Annotated in this window: 19 protein-coding genes; 16 read left to right on the top strand and 3 right to left on the bottom strand. The window is 61.3% G+C overall.

What is annotated here, in order from left to right; all coding sequences use genetic code 11:
* Positions 1–29: 29 nt before the first annotated feature.
* From ACB035_RS17925 to ACB035_RS17855, 15 genes are all read left to right on the top strand, one after another.
* Complete coding sequence (locus tag ACB035_RS17925; RefSeq protein ID WP_005344917.1) at positions 30–704, top strand: NADH-quinone oxidoreductase subunit B family protein; 675 nt, start codon at positions 30–32, stop codon at positions 702–704.
* Between the two features lie 2 nt (positions 705–706).
* Entirely contained in the window at positions 707–2,512 is a 1,806-nt protein-coding gene (gene nuoC / locus ACB035_RS17920) for an NADH-quinone oxidoreductase subunit C/D (RefSeq protein WP_371167835.1), read from the top strand.
* Between the two features lie 80 nt (positions 2,513–2,592).
* Positions 2,593–3,135: an NADH-quinone oxidoreductase subunit NuoE gene (nuoE, locus tag ACB035_RS17915; RefSeq protein ID WP_371167834.1), complete on the top strand. Its 543-nt coding sequence runs from the start codon at positions 2,593–2,595 to the stop codon at positions 3,133–3,135.
* Complete coding sequence (nuoF, locus tag ACB035_RS17910) at positions 3,132–4,517, top strand: NADH-quinone oxidoreductase subunit NuoF (protein ID WP_005351112.1); 1,386 nt, start codon at positions 3,132–3,134, stop codon at positions 4,515–4,517. The genes nuoE and nuoF overlap by 4 nt, the downstream gene beginning before the upstream one ends.
* Before the next feature lie 41 nt (positions 4,518–4,558).
* Complete coding sequence (nuoG, locus tag ACB035_RS17905; RefSeq protein WP_371167833.1) at positions 4,559–7,315, top strand: NADH-quinone oxidoreductase subunit NuoG; 2,757 nt, start codon at positions 4,559–4,561, stop codon at positions 7,313–7,315.
* The gene (gene nuoH, locus ACB035_RS17900) at positions 7,312–8,280 is read left to right on the top strand and encodes an NADH-quinone oxidoreductase subunit NuoH (RefSeq protein ID WP_193859416.1); all 969 of its coding nucleotides are present in this window, start codon (positions 7,312–7,314) and stop codon (positions 8,278–8,280) included. The genes nuoG and nuoH overlap by 4 nt, the downstream gene beginning before the upstream one ends.
* A 10-nt stretch (positions 8,281–8,290) precedes the next feature.
* Positions 8,291–8,833 carry an NADH-quinone oxidoreductase subunit NuoI gene (nuoI, locus tag ACB035_RS17895; RefSeq protein WP_005351100.1) on the top strand — a complete coding sequence of 181 codons (543 nt, stop codon included), beginning with the start codon at positions 8,291–8,293 and terminating at the stop codon, positions 8,831–8,833.
* Between the two features lie 10 nt (positions 8,834–8,843).
* Positions 8,844–9,395 (top strand): NADH-quinone oxidoreductase subunit J, encoded by a 552-nt coding sequence (gene nuoJ / locus ACB035_RS17890; protein ID WP_371167832.1) that lies wholly within the window; start codon positions 8,844–8,846, stop codon positions 9,393–9,395.
* Positions 9,392–9,700 (top strand): NADH-quinone oxidoreductase subunit NuoK, encoded by a 309-nt coding sequence (gene nuoK, locus ACB035_RS17885; RefSeq protein WP_005337247.1) that lies wholly within the window; start codon positions 9,392–9,394, stop codon positions 9,698–9,700. Before nuoJ ends, nuoK begins: the two co-directional genes overlap by 4 nt.
* Entirely contained in the window at positions 9,697–11,544 is a 1,848-nt protein-coding gene (gene nuoL / locus ACB035_RS17880) for an NADH-quinone oxidoreductase subunit L (protein WP_371167831.1), read from the top strand. The genes nuoK and nuoL overlap by 4 nt, the downstream gene beginning before the upstream one ends.
* A 98-nt stretch (positions 11,545–11,642) precedes the next feature.
* Positions 11,643–13,187: an NADH-quinone oxidoreductase subunit M gene (gene nuoM, locus ACB035_RS17875; RefSeq protein WP_371167830.1), complete on the top strand. Its 1,545-nt coding sequence runs from the start codon at positions 11,643–11,645 to the stop codon at positions 13,185–13,187.
* On the top strand, positions 13,184–14,647 hold the full coding sequence (nuoN, locus tag ACB035_RS17870) for an NADH-quinone oxidoreductase subunit NuoN (protein ID WP_100646131.1): 1,464 nt from the start codon (positions 13,184–13,186) through the stop codon (positions 14,645–14,647). The genes nuoM and nuoN overlap by 4 nt, the downstream gene beginning before the upstream one ends.
* 232 nt (positions 14,648–14,879) lie before the next feature.
* Positions 14,880–16,016, top strand: a complete 1,137-nt coding sequence (locus tag ACB035_RS17865; protein ID WP_371167829.1) for an FIST signal transduction protein — start codon at positions 14,880–14,882, stop codon at positions 16,014–16,016.
* Positions 16,013–17,470 carry an HD-GYP domain-containing protein gene (locus tag ACB035_RS17860; protein WP_139436439.1) on the top strand — a complete coding sequence of 486 codons (1,458 nt, stop codon included), beginning with the start codon at positions 16,013–16,015 and terminating at the stop codon, positions 17,468–17,470. Before ACB035_RS17865 ends, ACB035_RS17860 begins: the two co-directional genes overlap by 4 nt.
* Position 17,471: 1 nt before the next feature.
* A complete protein-coding gene (locus tag ACB035_RS17855) occupies positions 17,472–19,016 on the top strand; it encodes an HD domain-containing phosphohydrolase (RefSeq protein ID WP_371167828.1) in 1,545 nt (514 codons plus the stop codon).
* Between the two features lie 64 nt (positions 19,017–19,080).
* Here the strand turns inward: ACB035_RS17855 and purL are convergent, their stop codons facing one another.
* A complete protein-coding gene (gene purL, locus ACB035_RS17850) occupies positions 19,081–23,004 on the bottom strand; it encodes a phosphoribosylformylglycinamidine synthase (protein WP_371167827.1) in 3,924 nt (1,307 codons plus the stop codon).
* A 149-nt stretch (positions 23,005–23,153) separates the two neighbouring features.
* Here purL and mltF point away from each other — a divergent pair, with 149 nt between their 5' ends.
* A complete protein-coding gene (gene mltF, locus ACB035_RS17845; protein WP_042080131.1) occupies positions 23,154–24,638 on the top strand; it encodes a membrane-bound lytic murein transglycosylase MltF in 1,485 nt (494 codons plus the stop codon).
* A gap of 372 nt (positions 24,639–25,010) precedes the next feature.
* Here the strand turns inward: mltF and ACB035_RS17840 are convergent, their stop codons facing one another.
* Both ACB035_RS17840 and der read right to left on the bottom strand, forming a co-directional pair.
* Positions 25,011–25,235: a zinc ribbon domain-containing protein gene (locus tag ACB035_RS17840; protein WP_031227524.1), complete on the bottom strand. Its 225-nt coding sequence runs from the start codon at positions 25,233–25,235 to the stop codon at positions 25,011–25,013.
* A 124-nt stretch (positions 25,236–25,359) separates the two neighbouring features.
* A complete protein-coding gene (gene der, locus ACB035_RS17835; RefSeq protein WP_005333794.1) occupies positions 25,360–26,856 on the bottom strand; it encodes a ribosome biogenesis GTPase Der in 1,497 nt (498 codons plus the stop codon).
* Positions 26,857–26,879 lie beyond the last annotated feature (23 nt).

Below are 26,879 nucleotides of genomic sequence, written 5' to 3'. Positions count from 1 at the left end.
ACCACAGACCCTTTCCTTGAGGCTGCACCATGAAGTACACCCTGACCCGGATTGACCCGGATGCACCCGTTGAGCGCTACCCCCAGGAGCAGCGCCAGACCGTCGATGACCCACTGGCGCAAGAAGCGACGCGCGGCATCATGATGGGCCGCCTCGAGGAGGTGCTGCAAGACACAGTCAACTGGGGCCGCAAAAACTCCCTCTGGCCTTACAACTTCGGCATCTCCTGCTGCTACGTGGAGATGTGTACCGCCTTCACCTCCCCCCACGATGTGGCCCGCTTCGGCGCCGAAGTTATCCGTGCCTCGCCCCGTCAGGCCGATTTCATGGTGATTGCAGGGACCCCCTTCATCAAGATGGCGCCAGTCATCCAGCGCCTGTATGAACAGCTGCTCGAACCCAAGTGGGTGATCTCCATGGGGGCCTGTGCCAACTCCGGCGGCATGTATGACATCTATTCCGTGGTGCAGGGGGTGGACAAGTTCCTGCCGGTCGACGTCTACATTCCGGGTTGCCCGCCCCGTCCCGAAGCCTTTTTGCAAGCCCTGATGCTGCTGCAGGATTCCATCGGCAAAGAGCGCCGCCCCCTCTCCTGGGTGGTGGGCGATCAGGGGATCTACCGTCCCCAGATGCAGGCCGAAAAAGAGCGCAAGCGCGGCGAACGGATCAATGTGACCAACCTGCGCACGCCGGATGAGATCTGACCATGAAACTGACTCGTGATTTTCCCAGCAATTACGCCATGGCCCAGTGGCAGCCCAGCGACCACAAGGATGCCAAAGTCATTGGCGAACTGTTTGCCCACTTCGGGGCCGAGCACTTCACCGTGCAGACCACGCGCACCGGCGTGCCGGTGGTCTGGCTTCCCCGCGAACTGCTTCAGGATGTGATGGGCTTTTTGCGCAAGGTGCCCTCCCCGTTTGTGATGCTGTTTGATCTCAGCGCCACCGACGAGCGGCTGCGCAGCCATCGCGACGGTCTGCCCCAGAGCGATTTCACCGTCTTCTATCACCTCATCTCCATCGACCGTAACGCCGATGTGATGTTGAAAGTGGCGCTGGCCGAGAGTGACCTGCATCTGCCCACCATCACCAACCACTTCCCCAATGCCAACTGGTACGAGCGGGAAGTGTGGGATCTGATGGGCATCACCTTCGATGGCCACCCCCATCTGACCCGCATCATGATGCCCAAGAGCTGGCAGGGTCACCCGCTGCGCAAGGATTACCCGGCGCGCGCTACCGAATTCGATCCCTTCATGCTCGATGCCGCCAAACAGGACATGGAGCAGGAGAACCTGCTGTTCAAACCGGAAGAGTGGGGGCTGGCCCGCGGTAACGAGAATGAGGACTACATGTTCTTGAACCTCGGCCCCAACCACCCCTCTGCCCACGGTGCCTTCCGGTTGGTGTTGCAGCTCGATGGCGAGGAGATCCGCAACTGCGTGCCCGATATCGGCTATCACCATCGCGGTGCCGAGAAGATGGGTGAGCGCCAGTCCTGGCACAGCTACATCCCCTATACCGACCGGGTCGAGTATCTGGGCGGGGTGATGAACAACCTCCCCTACGTGCTGGCGGTCGAGAAGCTGGCCGGCATCAAGGTGCCGCAGCGGGTCGACATGATCCGGGTGATGATGTCGGAGCTGTTCCGCATCCAGAGCCACCTCTTGTTCCTCGGAACCTATATTCAGGACGTGGGGGCCATGACCCCGGTCTTCTTCACCTTCACCGATCGGCAGAAGATCTACACCATCATCGAAGCGATCACCGGTGCCCGCATGCACCCGGCTTGGTTCCGCATCGGCGGTGTGGCCCACGACCTGCCGAAGGGATGGCAACGGCTGGTGCAGGACAACCTGCTGAGCTGGCTGCCCAAGCGGCTGATGGATTACGAAAAAGCGGCGATGCGCAACAGCATTCTGCGCGGTCGAACCATAGGCGTCTCTGCCTACACCACCGAGCAGGCGTTGTCCTGGGGCACCACGGGGGCTGGCTTGCGCGCCACCGGCCTCAACTTCGACATACGCAAGTGGCGCCCCTACTCCGGTTACGATCAGTTCGACTTTGAAGTGCCGGTCGGCAGCAATGGCGATGCCTACGACAGAGCCACCGTGCGGATCGAGGAGATCCGCCAGAGCATGTCGATCATCGAGCAGTGCATGAAGAACATGCCGGAGGGCCCCTTCAAGGCGGATCACCCCCTCACCACCCCGCCGCCCAAAGAGCGCACCCTGCAGCACATCGAGACCCTGATCAACCACTTCTTGCAAGTGTCTTGGGGCCCGGTGATGCCCGCTGCCGAGTCGTTCCAGATGATTGAGGCGACCAAGGGGGTCAACAGTTACTACCTGACCAGCGATGGCTCCACCATGAGCTACCGGACCCGGATCCGCACCCCGAGCTTTGCTCACCTGCAGCAGATCCCCTCGGTGATCAAGGGCAGCATGGTGTCGGACCTCATCGTCTATCTGGGCAGTATCGATTTTGTTATGTCGGATGTGGACCGTTAAGTGATCCGCTCTCCCGGCCATGGCCGGGAATCGGGATCGCCGGACGAGCAGTAAAAGGACAAGCCACCAAAGGTCAAGTCATGAGCCAGCAATGTCAGTGTCACAATAATCAGACCCCACAGGGGCAAGGGGCATGCAGCAGCAAACGGGACGACTTCGTTCTGAGCCAGGCTGAACGCGATGCCATCGAACACGAGAAACACCACTACGAAGATCCCCGCGCCGCCAGCATCGAAGCGCTCAAAATCGTGCAGCAGGCCAGAGGCTGGGTACCCGACGGCGCCATTCACGCCATCGCGGCCGAGCTCGGCATTGCCGCCAGCGACGTGGAGGGGGTTGCCACCTTCTATAGCCAGATCTTCCGCCAGCCGGTAGGGCGTCACATCATCCGCGTCTGCGACAGCATGGTCTGCTACATCAATGGCCATGAAGATCTGCTGGCCGGTCTCAAGGAGGTGATGAACCTCGGCCCCGGTCAAACCACCCCGGATGGCCGCTTCACCCTGCTGCCGGTCTGCTGCCTTGGCAACTGCGACAAGGGGCCAGCGATCATGATCGATGACGACACCTATGGCGGCCTCGATCCGGTGATCTTGCTGAAAACCCTGGAGGCTTACCCATGAGCCTGCCGCAGAACAAAATCCTCGCCTCTCTTGGCACCGCCAACCGCACGGCCCGCACCGCCGAGACCCACCCGCTCACCTGGCGGCTGCGGGATGATGGCCAGCCGGTATGGCTGGAGGAGTATCAGGCCAAACAGGGCTATGAAGCCGCCCGCAAGGCGCTCGGCCAGATGAGCCCGGACGAGATTGTCAGTACCGTCAAGGATGCCGGTCTCAAGGGGCGCGGCGGTGCGGGCTTCCCCACTGGCGTGAAGTGGGGGCTGATGCCCAAAGACGAGAGCATGAACATCCGTTACCTGCTCTGCAACGCCGACGAGATGGAACCCAACACCTGGAAAGATCGCCTGCTGATGGAGCAACTGCCCCATCTGCTGATCGAGGGGATGATCATCAGTGCCCGGGCGCTCAAGGCCTATCGCGGCTATATCTTCCTGCGCGGCGAATACGTTGATGCCGCCATCCACCTGCGCCGTGCGGTGGAAGAGGCCAAGGCCGCCGGTCTACTGGGCAAGAACATTCTGGGATCCGGTTTTGACTTCGAGCTGTTCGTCCACACCGGCGCCGGTCGCTACATCTGTGGCGAAGAGACGGCCCTTATCAACTCGCTGGAAGGGCGCCGTGCCAACCCGCGCGCCAAACCCCCCTTCCCCGCCGTCTCCGGCGTCTGGGGCAAACCCACCTGCGTCAACAACGTCGAAACCCTCTGCAACGTCCCCGCCATTATCGGCAACGGAGTCGCCTGGTATCACGGGCTGGCGCTGCCGGGCTCGGAAGATCACGGCACCAAGCTGATGGGCTTCTCCGGCAAGGTGAACAACCCCGGGGTTTGGGAGCTGCCCTTTGGCATCACCGCCCGCGAGTTGTTTGAAAATTACGCCGGCGGCATGAAGAGCGGCTATCGCCTGAAAGCCTGGCAACCGGGCGGCGCGGGAACCGGTTTCCTGCTGCCGGAGCACCTCGATGCCCAGATGTATACCGCCGGTATCGGCAAGGTCGGCACCCGGATGGGGACCGGCCTCGCCATGGCGGTGGATGACTCCATCAGCATGGTCTCCCTGCTGCGCAACATGGAGGAGTTCTTCGCCCGCGAGTCGTGTGGCTGGTGCACGCCCTGTCGCGATGGCCTGCCCTGGAGCGTCAAGCTGCTGCGGGCACTGGAGCGTGGCGAAGGGCAATCCGGCGATCTGGCGACTCTGGAACAACTCTGCGGTTTCCTTGGCCCGGGCAAGACCTTCTGCGCCCACGCACCGGGCGCCGTCGAGCCGCTGGCCAGCGCCATCAAATATTTCCGCTCCGAATTCGAGGCCGGGATCAAAGGCAGCGGTGATAACCGCAAGCCGGTCAAAGGGATCCAGCCCAATCTGCTGGGCGAGCGCTGGTAACGACACCACAGATTTCACAAAACAGGTTTCAGGGAAGTTGTATGGCAACCATTTATGTAGACGGCAAAGAGTACGAGGTAGACGGGGCAGATAACCTGCTGCAAGCCTGTCTGTCGCTGGGTCTGGACGTCCCCTATTTCTGCTGGCATCCAGCGCTGGGTAGCGTTGGCGCCTGCCGCCAGTGTGCGGTGAAACAGTATCAGAATGCCGATGACAAGCGCGGCCGTCTGGTCATGTCCTGCATGACCCCGGCCACCGATGGCAGCTACATCGCCATCGAGGATGAAGAGGCTAAAGAATTTCGCAAGAGCGTGGTGGAGTGGCTGATGACCAACCACCCCCACGACTGCCCGGTGTGTGAAGAGGGCGGCGCCTGCCACCTGCAGGACATGACGGTGATGACAGGCCACAACAGCCGTCGCTACCGTTTCACCAAACGCACCCACCAGAATCAGGAGCTGGGCCCCTTCATCGGTCACGAGATGAACCGCTGCATCGCCTGCTACCGCTGCGTCCGTTACTACAAGGATTATGCCGGTGGCGAGGATCTAGGGGTCTACGGAGCCCACGACAACGTCTATTTCGGGCGGGTCGAGGATGGCACCCTGGAGAGCGAATTTTCCGGCAACCTGGTGGAGGTCTGCCCCACCGGCGTCTTCACCGACAAGACCCACTCCGAGCGTTACAACCGCAAGTGGGACATGCAGTTTGCCCCCAGCATCTGCCAGCAATGTTCCGTGGGCTGCAACATCAGCCCGGGTGAGCGTTATGGCGAGCTGCGCCGCATCGAAAACCGCTTCCACGGCAGCGTCAACCACTACTTCCTCTGTGACCGTGGCCGCTTTGGCTATGGCTACGTCAATCTGGCGGACCGCCCGCGCCAACCGCTGCTCAAAGATGGCAACGACCAGCTGACCATCACGGTCGATGGCGCCCTTAACCGCGCCGCCGATGCCCTGCGCACGGCCCGCGACCTCATCGGCATCGGCTCGCCCCGCGCCTCGCTGGAGAGCAACTTTGCCCTGCGCGAGCTGGTGGGTGAAGCCAACTTCTACGCAGGCGTCGAGCAGGCCGAGTGGGCCTGTCAGCTGAAGATGCTGCAGATCCTGCAACAGGGCGGCGTGCCGACTCCAAGCCTGCGGGACATGGAAGAGGCTGACGCCATTCTGGTGCTCGGCGAAGATGTCACCATGAGCGCTGCCCGTATCGCGTTGGCGCTGCGCCAAGCCGTCAAGGGCAAGGCTCGCGAGCTGGCCCGCAAGATGAAGGTGGATCTGTGGCAAGTCGCCGCCGTTCAGACCCTGGGTCAGAACGAGCGCTACCCGCTGCTTATCACCAGCCTCGACACCACCCGTCTGGACGATGTGGCAGCCGACACGCTGCACGCCCCCTATGCCGATCAGGCGCGCCTTGGCTTTGCCATCGCCAACCTGCTCGACCCGGCCGCACCGGCCGTGAGCGACCTCTGCCCCGAACAGCGGGCACAAGCGGCTCGCTGGGCCGAGCTGCTCGGCAACGCCAGGAAGCCGCTCATCATTGCAGGCTCCAGTGCCCGCGATGTGGCGCTGCTTGAGGCGGCCAGCAACATTGCCCGCGCCCTGAAAGGCCGAGGTCTAGAAGCCAGCATCGCGCTGGTTGGCCAGGAGGCCAACTCGCTGGGGCTGGCCATGCTGGGTGCTCAAACCTTGACAGACAAGCCACTCGAAGCCGCCCTTGCGCGTATCGAGGCCGAAGAGGGGTTGGCGCTGGTCACCCTGGAGAACGATCTCTACCGCCGCGCGCCGCGTAACCGGGTGGATGCTGCGCTGGCACGGCTGCAGCACCTGCTGGTCATCGACCATCAGGCGACCCCGACCGCCAACAAGGCAGATCTGGTACTGCCAGCGGCCAGTTTTGCCGAAGCCGATGGCACGCTGGTGAACATGGAAGGGCGCGCCCAGCGCTTCTTCCAGGTCTATGCGCCCGCCTTCTACAACGCCGATATTCAGGTGCGTGAAGGGTGGCGCTGGCTGGCAGCGCTGCAAGGGGCGATAGAACGCAAGCCGCTGCGCTGGCAGAACTTCGACCAGGTCAATCATGACTGCGCCACCAGCAATCCGCTGCTCGCTACCATGCTGGAAGCAGCGCCCAACGCAGGCTTGCGGATCCGTGGCATGCGACTGGCCCGTGAGCCGCATCGTTACAGCGGTCGCACCTCCATGCTGGCGGATCAGAACGTCAGCGAGCCGCGGGTAGCGCAAGATCCCGACTCCCCCTTCAACTTCTCCATGGAAGGGTATGCCGGAGCCCGTCAGCCGCTGCCGCAAGTACCGTTCGCCTGGGCGCCGGGCTGGAACTCTCCCTCCGCCTGGAACAAGTTCCAGGATGAAGTCGGTGGTCATCTGCGTGCCGGCGATCCGGGTCGCCGCTTGCTGGAAGCAACAGACCCGCAGGCAGAAGGCAAGGAGTCGCTCGGCTGGTTCGCCACCATCCCCACCCCCTTCAAGGCATCAGAGGCGCTGCAGGTGGTCAATTATGCCCAGCTGTTTGGCGGCGAGGAGCTCTCCGCTCGCAGTCCGGTCATTCAGGCCCGAATGAACGAACCCGAGCTGGTGCTCAATCCCCTTGATGCACAGCGTCTAGCCCTCCACGGGGGCAGTCAGGTCTCCTTCTCCTGGGGCGGTAGCCACTGGCAACTGCGTCTGCGGCTTAGCGAGCAGCTGAGCGCCGGTCTGGTGGGGCTCCCCCTTGGGGTGAACGGCCTGCCGACAGCCCTGCAACAAGCCTCAATCACTAACCTGCAGGAGGTGATCGCATGAGCGAGTCGCTGATCGATCTGTTGCTGGAGGTGGGCAAGGCACTGGTCGTGCTGGTGGGGATCGTGGGGGCTGGCGCCTTCATGAGCTTCATCGAGCGCCGTCTGCTGGCCCTGTGGCAGGATCGCTACGGCCCCAACCGGGTGGGGCCGTTTGGTCTGCTCCAGCTGGCCGCCGACATGATCAAGATGTTCTTCAAGGAGGACTGGATCCCGCCATTCGCTGATCGGCGGATCTTTATCCTGGCCCCCATCATCGCCTTCACCGCCTTTATTCTGGCGTTTGCGGTGGTGCCCATCACCCCCACCTGGGGCGTGGCGGATCTCAATGTGGGGCTGCTCTACATCCTGGCCATCGCAGGGCTGGCGGTCTATGCGGTGCTGTTCGCCGGCTGGTCGAGCAACAACAAATACTCATTGCTCGGCAGCTTGCGCGCCTCGGCCCAGACCCTCTCCTACGAGGTATTTCTCGGGCTCTCCCTGATGGGGATCGTGATCCAGACCGGCAGTTTCAACCTGCGGGATATCGTCGAGGCACAGGCAGATTTGTGGAACGTGGTGCCCCAGATCCTGGGCTTTGTCACCTTCCTGTTTGCCGGTGTCGCCGTCACCCACCGTCACCCGTTCGATCAGCCGGAAGCCGAGCAGGAGCTCGCCGACGGCTATCACATCGAGTATGCGGGGATGAAGTGGGGTCTCTTCTTCGTGGGCGAATATATCGGCATCGTGCTGATCTCCTCGCTCATCGTGACCCTCTTCTTCGGTGGCTGGCACGGCCCCTGGCTGCCCCCCTTCATCTGGTTTGCCCTGAAGACCGCCTGTTTCATGGTGTTCTTCATCCTGCTGCGGGCCTCCCTGCCTCGCCCGCGCTTTGACCAAGTGATGTCGTTTGGCTGGAAAGTCTGCTTGCCGCTGACTCTGATCAATATGCTGGTCACCGCGGCAGTTGTACTGATAAGTACGCAGTGAGGCACTCAATATGAAAATTGTTAGCATTATTCAGGGTGTCGGCACCCAGTTACGCAGCCTGGCCATGGTCTTCTCCCATGCCTGGCGGCCCCGTGAAACCCTCAACTATCCGGAGCAGGCAGTCTATGCCGCCCCCCGCTACCGCGGTCGCATCGTGCTGACCCGTGACCCCGACGGGGACGAGCGTTGCGTAGCCTGCAACCTCTGCGCAGTTGCCTGCCCGGTCGGCTGCATCTCGCTGCAAAAATCCGAGCGGGATGATGGCCGCTGGTATCCGGAGTTCTTTCGCATCAACTTCTCTCGCTGCATCTTCTGCGGCCTGTGTGAAGAGGCTTGCCCCACCACCGCCATCCAGCTGACACCGGATTTCGAGATGGGTGAGTATCGCCGCCAGGATCTGGTGTACGAGAAGGAAGATCTGCTGATCAGCGGGCCCGGCAAATACCCGGACTACAACTTCTATCGCATGAGCGGGATGGCCATCGACGGCAAGCCGAAAGGGGATGCCGAAAACGAAGCCAAGCCCATCGATGTCAAGAGCCTGCTGCCCTGAGGAGTCAATCATGGAACTGGCATTTTATGCCTCGGCCCTGGTGGCCATTTACAGCACGCTGCGGGTGATCAGCACCAGCAATCCCATGCATGCGCTGCTCAATCTCATCATCTCCCTCATCGCCGTGGCCATGATCTTCTTCTGCCTGGGTGCCGCCTTTGCGGGCGCCCTGCAGGTGATCGTCTACGCCGGCGCCATCATGGTGCTGTTCGTGTTCGTGGTGATGATGCTGAACCTGGGAAGTGCCCAGGCGCAGGAGAAAAAGTGGCTCACCCCCATGACCTGGGGGGGCCCAGCCCTGCTCTCGCTGATCCTGCTGGGCTTTCTGGCCCACGGCATTCTCGGGGTGACCGGGGGCCTGATCGGAGTGACCGAGGTGACAGCCAAGCAGGTGGGTGTCGAGCTCTTTGGCCCCTATGTGCTGGCGGTGGAGCTTGCCTCCATCCTGCTGCTGGCGGGTCTGGTAACCGCCTATCACCTGGGTCGGGAAGAGAAGAGCGGTGAAGTGCTCTCCGCCCCGCGCTCTGCTTCCCGCTCTGCACAAGAAGGAGGTCAGCAATGAATGGAATCCCTATGGAGCACGGCCTCCTGCTGGCCGCGGTGCTCTTCTGCATCGGCTTGTGCGGTCTGCTGATCCGCCGCAACCTGCTCTATATCCTGATGAGTATCGAAATCATGATGAATGCCTCGGCACTGGCGTTTGTGGTGGCGGGTAGCCGCTGGGCCCAGGCCGATGGCCAGATCATGTATATCCTGGTGATTTCTCTGGCGGCAGCGGAGGCCAGTATCGGCCTTGCCCTGTTACTGCTGCTCTATCGTCGTTACCACACTCTAAACGTGGACACTGTGAGCGAGATGCGCGGATGAGCCTCTTATATCTGACTTTTCTATTTCCGCTGCTGGGATGGCTGGTGCTGGCCTTCTCCCTCGGCCGGTTTGGCGAGCGTACCTCTGCAATGATCGGGGTGGGCTCCATTGGCCTGTCGGCCCTCACTACCCTGTGGGTGGGCATCGACTTTCTGGGCAACCCGCCCGAGGGGGGCGTCTATATCCAGCGCCTGTGGCAATGGATGGCGGTGGGCAACTTTACCCCGAGCTTCTCGCTGGCACTGGATGGCCTGTCGCTGACCATGCTGGGGGTGGTGACCGGGGTCGGTTTCTTTATCCACCTGTTCGCCTCCTGGTATATGCGTGGAGAAGAGGGTTACTCCCGCTTCTTTACCTACACCAACCTCTTTATCGCCAGCATGCTGTTTCTGGTACTGGCCGATGACCTGCTGTTTGTCTACCTCGGCTGGGAAGGAGTGGGGCTGTGCAGCTATCTGCTGATCGGCTTCTACTACAAGGATCGCAGCAACGGCGCAGCGGCCCTCAAGGCATTTGTCGTGACCCGGGTGGGTGATGTCTTCCTCGCCATCGGCCTGTTTATCCTCTATCGGGAGCTGGGCACCCTCAATATCCACGAGCTGCTGGTGCGCGCACCGACCCTGTTTGCCGAGGGCTCCCCTGCCCTGTCGCTGGCCTGCCTGATGCTCTTGGGCGGCGCGGTCGGCAAATCGGCACAGCTGCCGCTGCAAACCTGGCTGGCGGATGCGATGGCAGGCCCGACCCCTGTCTCAGCGCTGATCCACGCTGCCACCATGGTGACCGCCGGTGTCTACCTGATTGCTCGTACCCACGGCCTGTTCCTGCTGGCGCCAGAGATCCTCCATCTGGTCGGGCTGGTTGGCGCCATCACGCTAGTGCTGGCAGGCTTTGCGGCGCTGGTTCAGACCGATATCAAGCGGATCCTTGCCTACTCCACCATGAGCCAGATTGGCTACATGTTTCTGGCTCTCGGTGTCGGCGCATGGGAAGGGGCCATCTTCCACCTGATGACCCACGCCTTCTTCAAGGCGCTGCTGTTCCTCTCCGCCGGTGCCGTGATCAACGCCTGCCACCATGAGCAGAACATCTTCAAGATGGGTGGCCTGCGCAAGAGTTTGCCGCTGGTCTATGCCTGCTTCCTGGTGGGGGGCTCGGCGCTGGCGGCGTTGCCGCTGGTCACTTCCGGTTTCTACAGTAAGGATGCCATCCTGTGGCAAGTAGAAGCCTCTGGCCAAAGCGCGCTGCTGTGGGCAGGTCTGGTAGGGGCATTCCTCACCTCGCTCTACACCTTCCGGCTGATCTTTATCGCCTTCCATGGCAAAGAGCAGACCAAAGCCCATGCGGGCCACGGTCTGGCTCACCATCTGCCGCTGCTGGTGCTGCTGGTGCTCTCCACCGGCATCGGCGCGCTGATCACCCCGCCACTGGCAGGTGTACTACCCGCAGGCCCGGGGGACCATATCGAAGAGGGTCGCCATGCGCTGGAGGTAGCCTCTGGCATCATCGCCATCGCTGGCATTGTGCTGGCTGCATTTCTGTTCCTTGGTGAGCGCCGTCTGGCCACCTCCATTGCCAACAGCGCGCCGGGTCGCCTGCTCAGCACCCTCTGGTTCAATGCCTGGGGCTTTGACTGGCTCTATGACCAGCTGTGGGTCAAGCCCTATCTGCTGGCGACCCGACTGCTTGCCCGAGACCCGCTGGACTGGATGATGGGCCTGCCCGCCTGGCTTGCTCTGCGTGGCAACCAGCTGCTGGCCTGGACCGTGACCGGCAAGTTGCGCTGGTATGCCGCCTCCATGGGGATCGGTGCCGTGCTGGTGCTGGCGCTGTTGCTGCTGGGGTAACGCGATGAACAACCGGACAATCATACAGCCAGGCTGTTTGCTCTCCCTGATGGAACAGGGAGCGCAATCTCATATGAACTTGAACGAGAGCTGATACCGTGACCTTACTCTGGATCTTGCTAATTCCTTTTATCGGCGGCTTGCTCTGCTGGCAGATGGAGCGTCTCGGCGGGCAGTTTGTCCGCTGGGTAGCCCTCATCTCCATGAGCGCCAGCCTGCTGCTCTCCTGTGCCATCTGGCTAAGTGGAGACTTCTCCCTTGCCACCACTGGCCTCGACAGCGCGGGCGTCTCCGGTGCTGCCTCCGCCTGGGCCGCTGAGTGGCGCCTGCCGTGGATCCCCCGCTTCGGCATCTCTTTGCATCTGGCGGTGGATGGCCTGTCGCTCTTGATGGTTATCCTCACCTGCTTTATCGGGGTACTGGCCATTCTCTGTTCGTGGAAAGAGATCGTGCAGCGCATCGGCTTCTTCCACCTCAACCTGCTCTGGATCCTGGGCGGCGTGCTCGGGGTCTTTATGGCGCTGGACCTGTTCCTCTTCTTCTTCTTCTGGGAGATGATGCTGGTCCCCATGTACTTCCTGATTGCGCTCTGGGGCCACTCGGTCACTGACGGCAAATCACGGATCAACGCCGCAACCAAGTTCTTCATCTACACCCAGGTGAGCGGCCTTATCATGCTGGTGGCCATCATCGGGCTGGTGCTGACCCACCAGCATGCCACCGGAGTCTTCACCTTCAACTATCTGGAGCTGCTCAATACCCCGATGAGCAAGGGCGTTCAATGGCTGCTGATGCTGGGCTTCTTTATCGCCTTCGCGGTCAAGATGCCGCTGGTGCCGCTGCACGGCTGGCTGCCGGATGCCCACAGTCAGGCGCCGACCGCAGGCTCCGTGGATCTGGCCGGTATTTTGCTGAAAACCGCCGCCTATGGCCTGCTGCGCTTTGCCCTGCCACTCTTCCCCGAAGCCTCCGCCGAATTTGCTCCCTACGCAATGGTGCTTGGCCTGATCGGGATCGTGTATGGCGCCATCGTGGCCTTTGCCCAGACCGACATCAAACGGCTGGTAGCCTACACCAGCATCTCCCACATGGGTTTTGTGATGATCGCCATCTACTCGGGTAGCGAGCTGGCCCTGCAGGGCGCCGTGGTGCAGATGATCGCCCACGGTCTCTCGGCTGCCGGCCTCTTTATCCTCTGCGGTCAGCTCTACGAGCGGTTACACACCCGGGATTTGCGCCAGATGGGCGGCCTGTGGGGACGCCTGCGCTATCTGCCCGGCGTGATGCTCTTCTTCTCGGTGGCGTCGCTTGGCATGCCGGGCACCGGCAACTTTGTCGGCGAGTTCCTGATCCTGGTCGGCAGCTTCCAGGTTGCCCCTGTCATCACGGCAGTCGCCACCTTCGGTCTGGTACTGGCCTCGGTCTACTCCCTCATCATGTTGCAGCGCGCCTGCTTTGGCCCCGCCAAGGATGAGAGCATGCTCAAGGGGCTGGATCGCCGCGAGCTGACCATGATGATGGTGATCGCGGGCCTGCTGGTTCTGCTTGGCCTCTATCCCCAACCCGTGATTGACACCGCCAGCAGCAGCCTTATCAACGTGCTGCACTGGTATCTGCTGCCGACTGCTGGAGACCTGCAATGACTTTCTCCGCTTCCCAACTGCTGGCACTGCTTCCCCTGCTGTTGACCACCGGGGCCATGGCGGCCCTGATGCTGGCCATCGCCTGGCGCCGCTGTGTCACTACCGCCTTTACCGTGACCATTGTTGGCCTCAACCTTGCTCTGTTATCGCTGCCCATCGTGATGGCGCAAGGGGATCAGGGGGTCACCCCGCTGCTGCAAGTGGACAGTTACGCCGTCTTCTACATGGGTCTCGTACTGATCGGCGCCCTGGCCACCTGCACCTTCGGTCAATCGTGGCTGAAAGCCTACCCGGACAACCGGGAGGAGTTCTTCCTGCTGCTGCTGATCGCCACCGCTGGTGGTCTGGTGCTGGCCAGCTCTCGTCACCTCGCCTCTCTCTTTATCGGGATCGAGATGCTGACCCTGCCAATGTTCGGTCTGGTGGGTTACGCCTACCGCGAGCGCCACTCGCTGGAAGCCGCGGTGAAATACATGGTGCTCTCTGCCGCCGCCACCGCCTTCCTGTTGTTTGGCATGGCGCTGCTCTATGCGCAGGCAGGCAGCCTGAGCTTTGCAGCCCTGGGGCAGACCCTGGCCGAGAGCCCGGCTCACCATCCGCTGCTGATGGGCGGTTTGGGGTTAATGCTGGTCGGCTTTGCCTTTAAACTCTCCCTGGCCCCCTTCCACCTCTGGACCCCGGATGTCTACGAAGGTGCCCCGGCACCGGTCGCCACCTTCCTCGCCACCGTCAGCAAGGTGGCGGTCTTTGCCGTGCTGCTGCGTTTCTATCTGGCGGTACCGGCGGCGAGCGATCCCATGATCCACTGGCTGCTGGCAGCCATGGCGGTCATCTCCATCCTGGTCGGCAACCTGCTGGCCCTGGTGCAGACCAACATCAAGCGGATGCTGGGTTACTCCTCCATCTCCCACTTCGGTTACCTGCTGGCGGTGATCGTGGCGAGCCGATTCGGCCAGATGCCGGTGGAAGCAGCCGGGGTCTACCTGCTGATGTATCTGTTCACCAGCCTGGGTGCCTTTGGGGTGGTGAGCATGATGTCGAGCCCCTATCGCGGCAAGGATGCCGACTCCCTGCACAGCTATCGTGGTCTGTTCTGGAAGCGCCCCTATCTGACTGCCGTACTGACGGTGATGATGTTGTCACTCGCGGGCATCCCGATGACCCTCGGCTTTATCGGCAAGTTCTACCTCATCGGCGTCACCGTCGAGGCGCAGCTCTGGTGGCTCTCCGGTGCCATCGTGCTCGGCAGCGCACTGGGTCTCTACTACTACCTCAAGGTGATGGTGACCCTCTATCTGCGCGAACCGGGCATGCAGCAGCGCGATGCCAGCGCCGACTGGGCGCTCTCCTCCGGTGGTGTGGTGGTACTGCTCTCTGCCGCTCTGGTGGTGTTGCTGGGGCTCTATCCCCAGCCGGTCATCAGCCTGGTACAAGGGTTTCAGCACGTGGTGTTGCAGTAACCTTTACCGTCGCTCCCCCTCATTACCCGCAAAACCGGCAGCCTTGGCTGCCGGTTTTCTATTTCCGGCCCGACAGCATCGCGCACTCCACAGGCCAGCAAATGACAGATCAGTCAGCGAGGGTGATGCCCATCATGGTTTTTGCCATACAACCAGAACCGGGCGAGATCCTCATACCCTCTTGAATTCCTTATTGATATATTGGTTATATTCTGGAATGGAGTTCAGATTGATGAAGCAACACTACGTTTGCCAATTTAACCCGACAGAACTGGCCGCCACGCTGGCACCCTTGCAAGGAGGCAAGCTGACCATACTGCTGGCCGAACAGGATTGCGCACAGGTTCCCCTGTTGCAGCAGTTGTGCCGCGACTTCAACATCGCCCTGGATGGCGCCATTTTCCCCCAGCTGATCGGTGCGCAAGGATTGTTGCCGCAAGGGGCCTGGCTACTGCCCAGAGCCAACCCCTATCACGCCACACTGCTGCCCCTGACACCGCAGGCCAGCGCAGCATCCCTTGCCCAACTGATTGCGGAACAGGTGGAGAGCATGCTGGCCACCTGGCCAACCCCTTCGCCGCCACCAACCCTTTTTCTGACCTTCGACAACCTCATTCCCAATATCGCCTCCATTCTGGATGCGCTTTATCTGCAACTGGCCAATCGCGTCAACTATGCCGGCGCCAACGCAGGCAGCGGCAGCTTCACCCCCCTTGCCTGCCTGTTCGACAATCAACGGCAACTTGCCTACGGGGTCACCTGCACGCTGCTGCCCAGCAACAGCTTTCCCTTTCTGGAACATGGTTATCAACTCTCGGCCCAACCAATGCTGGCCACCAGCAGTGAAGCGAACCAGATTGCCTACATCGACTGGCAACCGGCCTTTCAAAAATATCAGGGGCTGATCCGCCAGCAATTCCAGCACGCTATGGTGCGCGAGGAGCTCTACCGTTTCGTGGTGCACATGCCACTGGGCCTGCTGCGGGCCAACGGGGATGTGATTGTCAGGATCCCCGTCGAGGCAAACGATGACGGCGCCCTGCTCTGCGCCGGCGAGGTCGCGGAGCACAGCATCCTCACCCTACTGAAGGCGCCAGAGAGTGCCACCGAACATGCCTGCTCACTGGCCAGGCGCCTCAACCAGCAACAAACCCTCACCCAAGCACACTTGCTGGAGGTCTACTACTGCGCAGGACGCCAGCTGCACTTCGACCAGCAGACAGTGACCGAGCTGCACACCCTGCTGACCCACTCGGGGGCCGGCGATCTGGCAGGAGCCCTCTCCCTTGGCGAAATTGGCAGCGTGCGCCACGGGGATTACCCCCAATGTCATAACGGCGCCATTCTCTGTAACGGGGCATTGATATGAACAACGACCACGCCATGGCCATCGTCTGCGATCTGGCGCTCTGCATCGGGCGTGAAGTCACGCTGGATGCGCTGCTCACCAAGGTACTGCAACGTTTTATGCATCACTGCGCCACGCCGGTTGGCGCGGTATTGCAGCAACAACGGGAGGGATACAAGCTGCTCAAGGTGATCGGCGACGAGCAGTTGCGTCAGCACACCGGCACCACCCTGACCCTGCCTGGGTGGGTCAGCGAGGAGGAGCACTGCCTGCTGCAACAGACGCTCCCCCTGCCGGGCAGCCGCCCCTACCAGTTTGCCTATCGGCTCAAGGTTGAAGGGGGTTATCTCATCTTGCTGCTCGCCCCCCAGCCACATCAGCAGATCGTACCGGTCTGCCATCTGTTCAGCCCGGTGCTCGGCAACCTGGCCCGCGCCATTTCCCTCTGCAAGGACAGCGAGCTTCTCGCCCTGCGTCAGCAGGCCGAACTGAAGGATCTGAAACACTTCAACGAATCCCTGCTCAAGGCCATCCCGATCCCGGTGTTCTACAAAGATATCGAAGGGCGATTTCTGGGCTGCAACCAGGCCTTCAATCAGGTGATCGGCATCGGCAAGGAGGCGCTGCTGGGTCGACGGGTCGAGGAGCTGCTGCCAGTCGGGCTTGCCGAGGCCTACAGCATGCGGGAAGCCGAGTTGCTGCGAAGTCGCCAGCCCCAGTGCATCGAACAGCAGTTGCATGATCGCAATGGCATGCGCTATCAGGTCATCTGTTTCAAGGATCTCTTCTATGACCATCAGGGGATGGTTGCCGGCATCATCGGCACCCTGGTCGACATCACCCGCCTCAAGGAGAGCGAGCGTCACCAGCGTGACCTGCTGTTCCAGACCATCAGTGCCCTCGCCAGCGCCATCAGCCACAAGGATCGCAACAGTGCGGGCCATGAGCTGAGGGTGCGCGATTTGGCACTGGCCATCGGGCAGGCCATGCAACTGCGGCAAGAGCGGCTGGATGCGCTGGGACTGGCGGCCATGGTGCACAATATTGGCCTGCTGCAGATCCCCACCGAGATCATCACCCGCCCACGTGAATTGCGGCCGGTAGAGTTCGAACTGATCAAGCAGCACCCCCAGGCCGGCCACGATATTCTCAAACAGATCGACTTCCCCTGGCCCATCGCCACCATAGTGCTGCAGCACCACGAAAACCTCGATGGCAGCGGCTATCCACAGGGGCTGGCGGGCAACGCCATTACCCTGGAGGCGCGCATTATCCGGGTGGCCGACTCGCTGATCGCCATGACCTCCCATCGCCCGTTCCGCCGGGCCATGCCCCTGAGTGACGCCTTTGCCGAACTGACCCGCTATGCCGGGATCCATTACGATGAAAAAGTGGTCAACAGCTGTATCGTGCTCTGGCAGACCGGCTACCACTTCGGTCCTCCCATCAGTCAACTTGCAGACAAGGCGGGATAAGATGTCCGAACTCCTCACCTCCTGTGCACTCCCCCACCCACTGACCGATGCACTCCCCTCCTCGGCGCTGTTGCTGACCCAGGTGATGGATCAGCTTCCCTATCGGGTGCTGCTCAAAGACACCCGATTCAGCTACATCGCGGGCAACCGCCTGCTGGCGGCGGATCTCGCCCTCTCACCAGAGGCACTGGTGGGCAAGAATGACTGCGACTTCTTTCCCCCCGAACTGGTACAACGCTATCGGGAGGATGACGCCAGAGTCATGCGCGAGGGAATACACCAGCACATCGAAGAGCCCTATCTGAAGGGGGGAGAAGCCCGCTGGCTCAGCACCACCAAGTTTCCCCTGCGTGATGAGGCGGGGAGTATCGTGGGGGTCGGCGTCTTCTTCGAAGACATTACCGAGCAGAAGTGGCAGCAGGAGAAACTGCAACAGTACAGCTGGACCCAGCAGGCGATCAGCCGCGCCCACCACGCCCTGCTCAAACCGGGCGATGAGCCGCAACTGCTGCAGGATATCTGCGATGCCATCGCCGTCGATGACCGTTTTCCGCTGGTGGCAGTGCTGCAAGGCCAGCCCGAACTCGCCCACCCGCCGAGGATCGTGGCGCAGGCAGGCAGTGCCGATGCCTCGGAACAAACGCTGTGGTTGAACGATGAGGCCCTCACCCAGGCCATCCTCCACCAGCGGCGCCTCAATCAGGTGATCTTCCACGAGCGGCCCCATACCGGCCGCCACCCGTTGCGCTCCCGCCTACTGATCCCCTTGCCACTGCAGGAGGATCAGGCCGGTGCGCTGATCATTCACAGCGACCAGCCACGGTTGTTCAGCCAGGAGGAGGAGCAGCTCTTCATCCAGCTGACCGACTACCTCACCTATGGCCTGCAGGCGCGCCATACCCAGCAGGCTTATCTGCGCTCGCAACAGGAGAAGATCTTCCATGCCCGCCAGCTGGAGCTGGCACTGGAAGATGCGCTGGGTGCCATCGCCGCCGTGCTGGAGCAGCGCGATCCCTATACCGCTGGCCATCAGAAACATGTGGCCAAGCTGGCCCAAGCCATCGGCCGGGAGCTCAGGCTGGAAGAGAAGCGGCTGCGGGGGATCTATCTGGGCGCCATGGTGCACGATATCGGCAAGATCCAGGTACCGGCCGAAATTCTCACCAAACCGGAACGCCTCACGCCACTGGAGTTTGAGCTGGTCAAGGAGCACCCCGCCATCGGCTACCTGGTGCTCAAGGATATCGACTTCCCCTGGCCCATCGCCCGGATGATCCACCAGCACCACGAGTATCTCGATGGCTCCGGCTATCCGCAGGGGCTCAAGGGAGATGAGATCCTGCTGGAGGCCCGCATCCTCACCGTCGCCGATATCGTCGAATCCATGTCCTCGGATCGCCCCTATCGCGCCGCCCTCGGCATTCCCCAGGCCCGTGAGCAGATCATCCAGATGCGCGGCCATCAGCTCGATGCGGATGTGGTGGATGCCTGTCTGCGGATCCTCGACCGGGGAGACTTTATCCCCCAACCGCTCGGCAAGCCGTAACGACACGGATAAAAAAACCGGCCAATTGGCCGGTTTCTGTTTTTATGCGCTGGCGCTGTCTCTATTAACCCAGACGAACCCGGGCGTTGCGGAACATCCGCATCCAGGCGCCGTCCTCGCCCCAGTTGTCGGGGTGCCAGGAGTTGGCCACGGTGCGGAACACCCGCTCCGGGTGCGGCATCATGATGGTGGCTCGGCCATCGGTGGTGGTCACGGCGGTGATACCATCCGGCGAGCCGTTCGGGTTGGCCGGGTAACGCGAGGTCACGCTGCCGCGGTTGTCGACAAAGCGCAGCCCTACCAGACCGCTCTGCTGTAGTGCGTTCAGGTGAGCGGCATCACGCACCTCGACACGCCCTTCCCCGTGGGAGACGGCAATGGGCATCACGGAGCCTGCCATGCCGGCGAAGAAGGCCGACGGGGACTCCTGCACCTGCACCAGGCTGAAGCGCGCCTCGAAGCGCTCGGAGCGGTTGCGTACAAAGCGCGGCCAGAGATCGGCACCCGGGATGAGTTCTCGCAGGTTGGACATCATCTGGCAACCGTTGCAGACACCCAGAGAGAGGGTATCGCCGCGCTCGAAGAAGCGCTGGAACTGCTCGCGGGCGTTGTCGTTGAACAGGATGGACTTGGCCCAGCCTTCCCCCGCCCCCAGCACGTCACCGTAGGAGAAACCGCCACAGGCCACCAGGGTCTGGAACTCCTCCAGCTTGATGCGACCGGAGAGAATGTCGCTCATGTGCACGTCCACTGCCGCGAAACCGGCACGATCGAACGCCGCCGCCATCTCCACATGGGAGTTGACCCCCTGCTCGCGCAGCACCGCCAGACGGGGGGAGACCCCGCGGGCAATGTAAGGGGCTGCCACATCCTCGGACGGGTTGTAAGTCAGCTTGGCATGCAGACCCGGATCGGTGGCGTCCTGACGGGCCGCGTGCTCACTGTCGGCGCACGCCGGGTTGTCGCGCAGGCGCTGCATCTGCCAGCTGGTCTCGCCCCAGATGGTGCGAAGAGCGGTACGGCTGGCACGATAGACCTCCTGACCGCCCCGCTGCAAGGTGATGAGATCCCCTTCGCGCACGGTACCGAGCACATGGGAGCAGGCTGCCAGACCGTGACCGGCCAGCAGGGTCATCACCGCCTCTTTATCTTCACGACGCACCTGAATGACGGCGCCCAGCTCTTCGTTGAATAGCGCCGACAGCAGCTCGCCGCCGATGCGATCGAGCTGGATGTCGAGGCCGCAGTGGCCGGCAAACGCCATTTCGGTCAGGGTGACGAACAGGCCACCGTCGGAGCGGTCGTGGTAGGCGATCAGTTTGCGATCAGCCACCAGCGCCTGAATGGCGTTGAAGAAGCCCTTGAGCTGGACCGGATTGTCGAGATCCGGCGCCTTGTCACCCAGCTGGCGATAGACCTGCGCCAGCGCCGAGGCGCCGAGGCGCTGCTTGCCATTGCCAAGGTCGATGAGGATAAGGTCGGTTTCACCGAGATCGGTACGCAGTTGTGGCGTGACTGTGTTGCGCACATCCTCGACCCGGGCAAAGGCGGAGATGAGCAGGGAGAGCGGCGAGGTGACGCTGTGCTCCTTGCCATCCTGCTGCCAGCGGGTCTTCATGGACATGGAGTCCTTGCCCACCGGAATGGTGATGCCCAAGGACGGGCAGAGCTCCTCGCCCACCGCTTTGACCGCCTCATAGAGACCGGCATCTTCCCCAGGGTGACCGGCAGCGGCCATCCAGTTGGCAGAGAGCTTGACCCGCTTCAGCGACCCGATATGAGCCGGTGCCAGGTTGGTGAGCGCTTCCGCTACCGCCATGCGAGCGGAGGCGGCGTGGGAGAGCAGCGCCACCGGGGTACGCTCGCCCATGGACATGGCTTCGCCGTGATAGCTGTCGTAGGTGGCAGCGGTGACGGCGCAATCGGCCACCGGGATCTGCCAGGGGCCAACCATCTGGTCGCGATTGACCAGACCGGTCACGCTGCGATCGCCGATGGTGATAAGGAAGGACTTCTCCGCCACGGTCGGCAGACGCAGAACCCGCTCGGCCGCATCACTCAAAGTGATGCCATCGAGCTGGAGCGCTTTGCCCTGTGCTGGGAGGCTCACCACGTCACGGTGCATCTTGGGCGCCTTGCCGAGCAGCACGTCCAGCGGCAGATCGATGGGCTGATTGTCAAAGTGGCTGTCAGAGAGGGTCAGATGCTTCTCTTCGGTCGCGGTGCCGATCACGGCATAAGGGGCGCGCTCGCGCTCGCACAGCGCCTTGAACAGCGGCAGCTTGTCCTGCGCTACCGCCAGCACGTAACGTTCCTGGGATTCGTTGCACCAGATCTCCAGCGGGCTCATGCCCGGCTCGTCGCTCTGAATGGCGCGCAAATCGAAACGACCACCGCGCTCACCGTCGTTGACCAGCTCCGGCATGGCGTTGGAGAGACCGCCCGCCCCCACATCGTGGATAAAGACGATAGGGTTGTCGTCACCCAGCTGCCAGCAGCGATCGATCACCTCCTGGCAACGGCGCTCCATCTCGGGGTTATCACGCTGCACCGAGGCAAAGTCGAGATCTTCGGCTGACTGGCCGGAGGCCATGGAGGATGCGGCACCACCACCCAGACCGATGTTCATGGCCGGGCCGCCCAGCACGATCAGCGCCGCACCGACCGGGATCTCCCCTTTCTGGACATGTTCGGTGCGGATGTTGCCGATGCCGCCAGCCAGCATGATGGGTTTGTGGTAGCCACGCACCTCGACGCCGTTGTGGCTCGGCACCTCCTCTTCGAAGGTACGGAAGTAGCCGAGAATGGCCGGACGGCCGAACTCGTTGTTAAACGCGGCGCCGCCGAGCGGCCCCTCCTGCATGATGTCGAAGGCACTGACGATACGGCTCGGCTTGCCGAAATCCTGCTCCCAGGGCTGCTCGAAGCCGGGAATGCGCAGGTTGGAGACGGAGAAACCGACCAGACCCGCCTTGGGCTTGGCACCGCGACCGGTGGCACCCTCGTCGCGGATCTCGCCGCCGGAGCCGGTGGCTGCGCCCGGGAACGGGGAGATGGCGGTCGGGTGGTTGTGGGTCTCCACCTTCATCAGGATGTCGACCTGTTCCTGGTGATACTGGTATTCGCCGTTGGCCGGGCTCGGGAAGAAGCGGCCACCCTGGCTCCCTTCCATCACGGCGGCGTTGTCTTTATAGGCAGAGAGGACATGATCCGGCGTCTGCTCGAAGGTGTTCTTGATCATCTTGAACAGCGACTTGGGCTGCTGTTCGCCATCGATGGTCCAGTCGGCATTGAAGATCTTGTGACGGCAGTGCTCGGAGTTCGCCTGGGCGAACATGTAGAGCTCGATGTCGTTGGGGTTGCGACCCAACTTGGTGAAGTTCTCCACCAGATAGTCGATTTCGTCGTCGGCCAGCGCCAGACCGAGCGCCACGTTGGCTTCGGCCAGGGCTGCGCGACCACCGCCCAGCACATCCACCTGGGTGAAGGGGCGCGGCTCGTGGTGAGCAAACAGGGCGGCAGCTTCGCTCATCTCGGCAAACACCACTTCCATCATCCGATCATGGAGCACGGCGGCAATGGCGCTGCGCTGGGCGGCACTCAGCTCACCCTGCCCCTTGATGGTCAGGTAATAGGCAATACCACGCTCCAGCCGCTTGACCTGTTTCAGGCCGCAGTTGTGGGCGATGTCGGTTGCTTTGGAAGACCAGGGGGAGATAGTGCCGGGGCGGGGGGTAACAAGAAACAGCTGACCGCTGGGGGTGTGTTCGGGGATGGTCGGGCCGTAGCGCAAGAGCTGGCCCAAGGTCGCTCGCTCGGGGGGAGAGAGGGGGCTTGTCAGCTCGGCAAAGTGCACATACTCGGCATAGACATCCTCTATCTCTACTCCGCTCTCTACTCCACTCTCGTTTCTCATCTGTGCGAAGCGTTGCAGCAGTTTTTGGACACGAAAATCAGACAGTGCTGGGGCACCACGCAAGATATCCATATGACCTTTCTCACCAAGTTTTAAAGTGGGGGGGAATTGAGACGCGCGTATTATAGGGATCTGGCTCACAGCGGACAAACGTTTTTCTCACTTCGTGCAGTGTGACTCTGCGCACACTCTCTGGTATAAAGGTGCCTCTTTTTTGACAAATGCCGATTTTTTCAACAAAGGTACTCACCTACTTGCGCTGCATTTTTCGACTGTTTATCGGGCTGTTGTTGACGCTGACGCTGGTTGGCTGCGACTTCTATAGCCCCTCCAGCCAGCTGGAGCAGATCCGCCAGCGAGGCGAGATCCGGGTTGGCACCATCTATGGTCCCACCTCCTATTACCAGCGTGACGACCTCGCCCAGGGGTTCGATTACGAGCTGGCGCAAAATTATGCCGACTGGTTGGGGGTGAAACTCACCATCATCCCGGTCGACACCACTGACCAACTGGTCACCCTGCTGAAAAAGGGCAAACTCGATCTGGCGGCTGCCGCCATCATGGTCACCCCAGAGCGACGCGAGCTGTTTCGCTTCGGCCCGGGCTTCTATCAGGTCTCTCCCAAACTGGTCTACCGCAACGGTAAACCCAAGCCTGCCTCATTGAACGATATCAAAGGCAAGCTGGTGGTGGCCGCCGGCTCCACCGGTGAAGATCTGCTCAAAGAGATGAGCAAGGACAATCCGAAACTAGCCTGGAGCACCAGCGACAACGCCGATGTGGAGGAGCTGCTCAAGCAGGTGGTGGATGGCAAGATTGACTACACGGTGGTGCAGGATACCGTGCTGGCCCGTACCCAGCGCTACTACCCGGAGCTCACCGAGGGGCTGACCCTGGCCCAGAAGCAGACCGTTGCCTGGGCCATGAGCAAGCTGCCCGATGACAGCCTCTATGCCAGCGTGATCGACTTCTTCGGTCAGCGCTTTATGGATGGTGCCATTGCCAAGCTGGACGAGAAGTACTTCGGCCACGTGCAGAACTTCGACTTTGTCGATACCCGCACCTTCCTCAAGCGCGCCAAGAGCCTGCTGCCCAAGTACCAGCCGCTGTTCCAGACTCACGCCAAGAATATCGACTGGCGTCTGCTCGCCGCCATCAGCTATCAGGAGTCCCACTGGGACCCGCAGGCCCGCTCCTACACCGGCGTGCGCGGCATGATGATGCTGACCGAGCCCACTGCAAAAGCGATGGGGGTCAACGACCGGCTTCATCCGGAAGAGAGCATCAAAGGTGGCTCCCTCTATCTGCAACAGATGATGGAGAAGGTGCCGGATTCGGTGCCCGATGACGAGAAGGTGTGGTTTGCCCTTACCGCCTACAACATCGGTTACGGCCACATGATGGATGCCCGCCGCCTGACCAAAGAGCTCGGCAAGAATCCCGACGCCTGGAGCGACGTGAAAGAGGTGCTGCCGCTGCTGCAGCAAGCGCGCTGGCACCGCAAGGTGCGTTATGGCTATGCCCGTGGCAGCGAGGCGCGCAACTATGTCAACAACGTGCGCCAGTATTACCAGAGTCTGCTCTGGCTCGACAACGAGCAACAGAAGGCACATCAGCGGGAGAGTCTCGACAACGACAGCGAGCCCGAGCTGGCCGAGCGCCCCACCGCCATCGCCGAAGTGGTCAATCAGATCACCATGCGCTAACCAGCCATTATTCGGCTGTTTTCACGCAAACTTCTCTGTTACCATCGATTCACATCGGAGCCTATCCGAAATCGCATTGTTTTCATTATGTTGAGAGATTAAATAACAGCAATTTCGGATGGGCTCCATCAATGACCCAAGGCCGGGATGGCCAACTGAGTTGGGAGGAGACCAAGATGCAAAAACGTAGAAAAATCAGTCTGGTCAGAAAAGCGAAGTGCAGCTGGAGCCCCAGACGCAAACTCAAGCTTAATGACATCAAGCGCAACCTGTGGCGCAGAAATCGATCCTATACCCTGCTTATTGCAGAGCACACAGCATAAACCCGGCATTCGCCGGGTTTTTTATCTTCTTTCTCACCTGAATACTGTCTTACACCAGCGCCGCCTTGAACTGTACCGACCGCTTGGAGATCAGCGAGTTGCAGTGGTTGCAGAAGTAATCCACCGCGCCGCACGCCTTGAGACGTTCCAGCTCCTGCTGGCAGGTGGGGCAGATGGCCGTGACGCGAACAGGGGCCTGGCACTGGCCACAGGTTTGCTCCTTGCTGCGGGTATCCAGTTCAGCCTGGCATGATGGACAAAGCAGGACTTCCATAATCAACTCCTCGAAAAGTAGATCTGCCATGGTCTTGTTCCATGGCAGATCCCCCTCCCCTTATTCCTCACCTTAACATGGCGAGGATAACAAAGCGGCTGCCGGTGAGGGCAGCCGCAAGGACTTATTTCTTCTTCATTTTCAGCAGGCGTTTGCGCTGACGTTCCTGACTCAGGGTCATGGTGTTCTTCTTCCCTTCAAACGGGTTGACCGACTCCTGGAACTCGACCCGGATCGGCGAGCCCATGATCTTGAGGGACTTGCGGAAATAGTTGATCAGATACCGCTTGTAGGAGTCCGGCAAGTCGTTCAGCTGGTTGCCGTGGATCACGATGCGCGGCGGGTTGTAACCACCGGCGTGAGCATACTTGAGCTTGACGCGGCGACCATTGACCATCGGCGGCTGGTGATCTTCCTGCGCCATCTGCATGATGCGGGTCAGCATGGCCGTGCTGGTACGACGGGTGGCGGACTGGTAAGCCTCCTGAATGGATTCAAACAGATGGCCGACACCGCTGCCGTGCAGGGCGGAGATGAAGTGGACGCGAGCGAAGTCGATGAAGCCCAAGCGACGATCCAGCTCGTTCTTCACATCCTCTTTCACCTTCTGATCCAGACCATCCCACTTGTTCACCACCAGCACCACGGAGCGACCGGCGTGGAGCACATAGCCAAGGATGCTCAAGTCCTGATCGGTGATGGTCTCCTGGGCGTCGATCACCAGCAGGCAGACGTTGGCATCTTCGATGGCTTTCAGGGTCTTGATAACGGAGAACTTCTCCACCGTCTCATGCACCTTGCCACGACGACGTACACCGGCGGTGTCGATGACCACATACTTCTGCTCGTCACGCTCCATTGGAATGTAAACGGAGTCACGGGTGGTGCCTGGCATGTCATAGACGATGACCCGATCTTCACCCAGCATGCGGTTGGTCAGGGTAGATTTACCGACGTTGGGACGACCAACGATGGCGAACTTGATGGGCAGGTCGGCGAACGGGGTCTCCTTGGTGTCCTCTTTGGTATCGAGTTCACCGGCAGCCACCATGCGCAGCAGGGCTTCTTCGTCGAAGTCCTCCTCTTCCTCATCCTGCGCATCTTCATCGGTAGCGGAGTCGACCAGGGTCTCCAGATGGGGAGCCAGGGCCAGTTCCAGCAGGCTCAGCACGCCACGACCGTGGGCGGCCGCGATCTGATAGACCTCGCCCAGCGCCAGACCGTAGAACTCGGAGACCGCGGAATCACCGTCGATACCGTCGGTCTTGTTGGCCACCAGAAATACCTTCTTGTGGGCCTTGCGCAGGTGCTCGGCAATGGCTTGATCCGCCGCGGTCAGGCCGGCACGGGCATCCACCATGAACAGCACGACGTCCGCTTCTTCGATGGCCAGCAGAGATTGCTCGGCCATCTTCAGCTCGATCCCCTCTTCGGTGCCATCGATACCACCGGTATCGACCACGATAAATTCCAGCTCGCCCAACTTCGCCTGACCGTATTTACGGTCCCGGGTCAGACCGGGAAAATCGGCAACCAGGGCATCCCGAGTACGGGTCAAGCGGTTAAACAGGGTGGATTTCCCCACGTTGGGGCGGCCCACCAGGGCTACTACAGGAGTCATAAAAGCCTCATTCTCAAGACGAC

This window comes from Aeromonas sp. S12(2024) (genome assembly GCF_041402305.1).
Classification (GTDB): domain Bacteria; phylum Pseudomonadota; class Gammaproteobacteria; order Enterobacterales; family Aeromonadaceae; genus Aeromonas; species Aeromonas veronii.
Note: the sequence above shows the minus strand (reverse complement) of the source record. Positions and strands in the feature narration are given on the sequence as shown.